The sequence below is a fragment of the Lacticaseibacillus zhaodongensis genome (genome assembly GCF_009687905.1).
GTDB lineage: Bacteria > Bacillota > Bacilli > Lactobacillales > Lactobacillaceae > Lacticaseibacillus > Lacticaseibacillus zhaodongensis.
The window spans coordinates 89,712-95,711 of sequence record NZ_BLBG01000008.1 but is presented as its reverse complement, the minus strand read 5'-3'; the positions used below and the strand labels follow the sequence as shown (position 1 = coordinate 95,711).

Annotated in this window: 4 protein-coding genes; all 4 read right to left on the bottom strand. The window is 53.7% G+C overall.

The features are described from left to right. Positions 1–90: 90 nt before the first annotated feature. Positions 91–783, bottom strand: coding sequence for a 2,3-diphosphoglycerate-dependent phosphoglycerate mutase (locus GN107_RS07370; protein ID WP_155288056.1), 693 nt, complete (start codon positions 781–783; stop codon positions 91–93). 66 nt (positions 784–849) lie between these two features. Continuing rightward, positions 850–3,513 (bottom strand): YfhO family protein, encoded by a 2,664-nt coding sequence (locus tag GN107_RS07365; protein ID WP_155287074.1) that lies wholly within the window; start codon positions 3,511–3,513, stop codon positions 850–852. After that, positions 3,500–4,558: an AI-2E family transporter gene (locus GN107_RS07360; RefSeq protein ID WP_155287073.1), complete on the bottom strand. Its 1,059-nt coding sequence runs from the start codon at positions 4,556–4,558 to the stop codon at positions 3,500–3,502. Before GN107_RS07360 ends, GN107_RS07365 begins: the two co-directional genes overlap by 14 nt. Positions 4,559–4,815: 257 nt before the next feature. Continuing rightward, positions 4,816–5,859: a GH25 family lysozyme gene (locus GN107_RS07355; RefSeq protein WP_155287072.1), complete on the bottom strand. Its 1,044-nt coding sequence runs from the start codon at positions 5,857–5,859 to the stop codon at positions 4,816–4,818. Between the last annotated feature and the right edge of the window lie 141 nt (positions 5,860–6,000).

The window sequence follows — 6,000 nt, the reverse complement described above, 5'->3', positions numbered from 1 at the left end:
ACAAAAAAGGACGGGGCCAGAAATTTGAGAAATTTCTGGCCTCGTCCTCTTCTTTTGAGGGGTTTTGTCACAACCCCTAATTAGCTGTGCTTACTTGCCAAGCTTAGTCTTGTCAGTAACTTCCAGCTTGTCGTTAAATGTGTAAACGACTGGTTCGCCGGTAGCCATTTCAACATTCATGATGTCAGCATCAGAAATGTCTTCGATGTACTTGGTCATGGCACGCAGTGAGTTACCATGTGCAGCGATGACGATGTTCTTGCCATCAAGGAGCTTAGGAGCAACTTCGTCTTCCCAGAATGGGATAACGCGCTCGAGGCAGACCTTGAGGTTTTCACCACCAGGGATGATCCGTGGGTCGAGGTCAGCGTAACGACGGTCCTGTGCAGCTGATTCTGGGTCAGATGGGTCCAGAAGAGGAGGCAGAGTGTCGTAAGAACGACGCCAGATGTGAACCTGTTCGTCACCGTACTTCTCGGCGGTTTCCTTCTTGTTCAGACCCTGGAGTGCACCGTAGTGACGCTCGTTAAGACGCCAGGTCTTGGTTTCAGGAATCCAAAGCTGGTCAGATTCTTCAAGAACGTAGTGCAGAGTCTTGATTGCACGGGTCAGAACTGAAGTGTAAGCCTGGTCAAACAGCAGGCCAGCTTCCTTGATCTTCTTACCAGCGGTCTTTGCTTCTTCAACACCCTTTTCGGAAAGGTCAACGTCGTGCCAGCCAGTGAACTGGTTGGACAAGTTCCATTCGGACTGTCCGTGACGGATCAATACCAATTTTGCCATGTCAGTAATTACCTCACTTTATTTAGTGTACTGGTTGCCCAGCACCTTTATCCCTACCATCTTACACTAAAAGAGCTGTTTGCGCACCTGTCGCTGGCGATTCGTTTGCAGAAACAGCACGAAAATTACTGCAAATGCTAGTAGCGACAGGAGGGCACCGATTCGCAGCCCTGGCGTCCGGTAGCGCAACGTCACGTGGTGCAAGCCGGCCCCCCGCAGCGGCACGCTCATGAAGGTGCCCGCTAGCGCCGTACCCGTGGCGGTGTCCTTGCCATCGACCTGCACGTGCCAACCAGCCTCAGCGGGGATCGTGGTCATCAGGGTCGCCGTGCCCTGCGTCCGGATCGTACCGGCCAGCTTGCCGGCCCGGGTATCTGTAAAGTGTAGCCCCCGCTTTTGAATCCGTGCTGCTTGCTGGTGCAAAGCATTCTGGTCAATGCTGCTGGCGGTAACGGCAGGCACGGCGTTAACTGGCTGCTTGAACCTTGCCTGCAAGACGATCAGTCCGTTCTTTGGCCGGACACCCAAGTTAACTGTCGTTGGGTAGCCAGGGAAAATCCGCACCCGCTTGCCATTGAGGTAAACCCGTTCGTGCTTAGCAAAATATGCACTCGGCACGCTCAAGTAGACCTGCTTGGCAGTCGTGTGGACCCGCCAGGTGATTGCGTAATGCTTACGTCCCGACTGCGCCTTAAAGTTCAGCAGCTGGGTACCAGCACTCAGCTGACCCTTGCTCTGCTGAGCGAAGTGCAGCGTGGTCTGAACCTTGAGTGGCCGCAAAACAGATTGCTGGCTGCCAGACCAATCCTGCAGCACCCGCTCCTGATTTTGGAGAGTTTGGTAAGCCTGCGCGTGGACATCAGTGTTAGCGGCAACGAATGCTAACGGCAAGGCGTTGTCGTTCCGGTAAGCTGTCTCCTTACCGTAATGTGCCACCTGCTTGCCTTGCAATTCGTTCCGGTGACCGAAGACTTCCACGGCATCGCGCTTGGTTTTAGTCGCCGTGCGCTTGGTCCCAATCAAATAGCGCATCCCCAACAGGCTGTCGCTAATTGCGGTCCCGTTGGTGTACTGAATGTAATAACCCGAAGTCATCTGACCCCAGCCACGCAACAGGTTCGGCGTTGCAGCGGGCAAATTGGAGGAGAAGATACTAGCCCCGCCAAAATCATAGACGAGCCCGTCACCACGATCATTACCGCGCATGAAGTTCTTCTCCACCCGGTATGGCTGAGCGGCACTACCAGCATCATTGTGAATGCCGGCGCTCAATTCCTGCATTTCCCGTTGATAGTTCGTGTAGGTGCTGGCCCGACTGCCGCGAGTCTGGTTGGTGATGAGGGCCGAGTTGATTCCCATCTCCACCGCCACCGTCAGCAATAGCAACCCTGGCAAATACCGCTGAATTTTGCCCCGCAGCAATAGGAGCCCCAACGGCAACAACCAAAAGATGACTGTCAGGAGCACCCGCGCGGCGTTCGCATCAAGAGCGGCCCGTCGGTAAAACATGTACGCCCCGAGCAGGAAGAACAGTACCCCAACCCCAATCAGCGAGCCGCGGTCTAGCTGTTCCTCAACGTATTCATTCAAGACCGTCCCTGCCAGCCACACCAACCAGAAACTGATCAGGAAGGCGAAACGGTACGGATAGCCGACCGGATTAGCGCCCCCGTGCCAAAGCAGGTAAACGTGGCCGCTGTAGCAGCTGATAACGAGCAGCACACTGAGAAACAGCGCGCTGAGCCGCTCCCATAGCGCCAAGCGCCGGGCAAAGAAGCTGACCAGCGCCAAGCCCAGCACCATGCCGCCGACAAAGACGGTGGGCACGGCCAGAGCACCTGGGTGCAGCTCAATGTGGTCGTCGACAGCCCCAATGAGTAGCCGGCTCAGCATCGGTAGCGGGTGCGTTAGTGACGGCAGAATCGGTGCACCGGTATCTACCCCCAACTTGCCGCCGAGCAAGCCCATGAACGTCGGCACAAGCACGACCGCCGCAGCACAAGCAGCAAGAACCGAGCTGCCGGCAAAACGCAGTGCGGCGCCCAACCAATCTTGCTGGTCCCGCCGCATTAGCAAGTAGGCCGTGAACAACACCAGGAAGATGCAGACCATGAAGCCTAAGTAGTAGCTGGCAATCAGCAGGACCGCCAAGCTGAGCGTGTAGAGTAAGCAGTTTCGCCCCGCGAGCAGTTCTTGCAGTCCGGCAATAATCAGCGGCAGAAAGACGAGTGCATCCAGCCACATGAATTCACGTTGGTAAATCATCGCGTAGCCCATGAGTGCATAGGCGAGGCTCAGCGCCATGATCAGTGCGGGCTGCAGCCGTGGCCAACTGCGGCGCGCCATGAAGGCAAAGTCGCCAGCCGCAAACGCAATCTTGAGGCAAATAATGATGTACAGGGCAATCGGTAGCAGCCGTTCGCTGAACAGCAGCGAAATCAGGTTGAAGGGACTGAGCAGGTAGTACGCCCAGTTAGCCATCATCCCCCCGCCGAGCCCGTTGCCAAAGCTGTACGCGGCGCTAGCGTGACTGTAAACAACTTGGTGCAGGTAATTTAACATCGATAGGTACTGGTTACTGAAGTCACCGGCCAGCTGTGAGCCGCCGAGTAGCGGATTACCGTGCCCAATCGCACTAGCAAAGAAGTAAATCAGCAGTGCCAGTAATCCGGTCAGTAAGGGCAAATACCGCACCCGCCGTGTTGGTGAATAATAATTACTGTTTGTCATGGTCAGCCTCCGGACTTCGCGGTGCCTGTTCCTCGTCTGGCGAAATTTTTTTGATTCCAAACACGTCGAGCAGGAAGGTAAATACCGGCAGCCCAACAATCAGGCCCCAGGTTCCCCAAACATGCTCGGCCAACATTAAGATGACGAAGGTAAAGAAAATTGGCAGTTGGGTGCGGCTGCTCATGAACTTCGGATTGAGGACGTATGCTTCCAAAATATGGATAACAACAATCATAATAATAATGGTCACGACGTCCCGCCAGCCGCCAACTGTGTAACCGATCAGGCTGAGCGGAATTACGGAAATAATTGCCCCGGCCACTGGAATCAGGGACAGGATGAAGACCATCACGCCTAAGCTAGGAACGTTCGGCATGCCGATGACGATGAGCGTGATTACCGTAATGATCGTGTTGACCAGCGCGATAAAGATTTGGGCCTCCATCACCACCCCAAAGGTGTTGATGAACTTATCAGCAAAATACTTCAAATCGCGGAAATACCACCCGTACTCCGAGTCCAAAAACTCCCGGGCAAACGAGTTCATTTCATCCAGTTCAATCGTGTAAAAGAAGCTAAGCAGGAGCGCACTGAAGACGGTGAAGAGCATCGTCCCCACGTTACCGACGTACTGCATCAGCGTACCAACGCCAACTTTGAGCTGCTCATTGAGATTGAGATCATTGAGCTCCTTCACTCCCCACTGAATGATCGTGTTGTGGTCAAAAGCGGCACTCTCGTAAAACTTCTGCACCGTTGTGAACAGTCGCACGCTCTGCTTGGCAATCTCAGGTACGTAGCGGGTGACCACGTAGTACAAACCAGCTAGCACAATCAAGAAGACCGGCGTGACCACTAGCGCCGGCCGAACGTGCACGAAGCGCTGCACAAAACGGACCAAGCGCACAATCAGGAAAGTAAAGATAAAGGTCAGCAGAATCGTGCTCATCAGGCTGCGCGCCAGCCACAAAACCAAGATTGCTGAAGCAAGTACCGTCATCCGCCTGATCCACGGATGTTGAAGAAAACGTTCATATGCACTCATTGACAAACCTCCTAGCATTCAATTGCCATTGTAATACAAGGGCGTGTGCTAGCGCGAGTGAACCGTCTGGATTGCGGTGCCAAGCCGAGTTGTGTGCCCCTGCTCTGGATGCAAAAAAATTCCCCGTCGCGATGGCGGGGAATCAGTAGGGATTTAAGGAACGAAGTCAAAATAGTTGTGCTGAGTTGTTTCCATGCGGACCGACTAGACACATGGGGAAGTGTGCAGCTGGAGCCCGTGAATACTAAATTATGATGTTACTTGGTGAATGTGACGTAGGCTGCGTCAATGTACTGATCGCCGCCTAAGCAGTAGTAGGTCGTACCATTCTGGTGGTAGGTACTGTTGAAGACCTTCCAGTTCGACTGACCCGGCAACTTCTTGGCGTCGCCGACTTTTTTGCCAGCTGCCTTCGCATCGGTTGCGTTGTACGTCACGGCCTTGCCTGATTTCGTCCAAATCTGGATCCCGTAGCTAGACGGGTAGTTGATGTGGGCGGTACCGAGCTTAGCACCCGCGCCAGAGGTTGTTGCGGCAGCGACTGGTTTAGCAGCCGTTGCTTTTGGTGCAGCGGTGCTGGTTGACTTGTAGCCATTCAGCGTGATGCCGACCAAGTCAACGTTCCCATCAAGACCACCGGCGATTTGGGTAGAGGTGTACTGCCAGATACCAACGCCGTCCATGCTTGGGAAGTAGTTGTAGTCTGGAGTATTCCGAACTGCGTAATCTGGGTACTTCGCAACCCACAGACTGTTCGGATAACTCTTGATGATGCTTGCTGAGTTAATATGCGTATTTAAGTATGACTGACCACTGTAAAGCATTGGGGTGTAGCCCGCAGCCTTAATTCGGTTCATGCCGTACAGGATGGCGCTAGTGTTGGCCGTCTTGCTTGAGCTAGCTCCGGACTCATAATCCAGAGCAACGATTGAGCCTTTGGGTGTTTGGACCTTAGGCAGGAAGTAATCAAGCGCGGCTTTTGCGGTGGCCTGACTGGATCCAACCTGGTACCAAATATATGTGTGTGCCCGCAAGCCCTGTTTTTTGGCGCTAGCAACTTGGGAACTGTAGGTGCTCTGGGTCGAAAGTTTGCCCCCATAAGTACCACCAATTTGGACGATGGCAAACTTATCGTTCGGACCAACGATTCCGTTTGGACCTTGGTAAACGGCCCAGTCAACGCCCAAATAACGCTCCGTAGCTGCAGAAACGCCGGAACTCTGGTTGAACAACGCGCCGGTAATCAGTGCGATGCCCAAGACAAACGCTCCTAATAGTTTCTTGCTGATTTTCAAATTCATTACCCCACTTCTGTTTGACTTCGTAAATTATCGTATCAGAGGTTCGGGACGTCCTCAATGGCTCCACCCGAAGTGTAACGACAATGAAACGGCATCGTCACGCGCGGGGGGTAATGTTGCAAAATGCAACACTTATCAGTG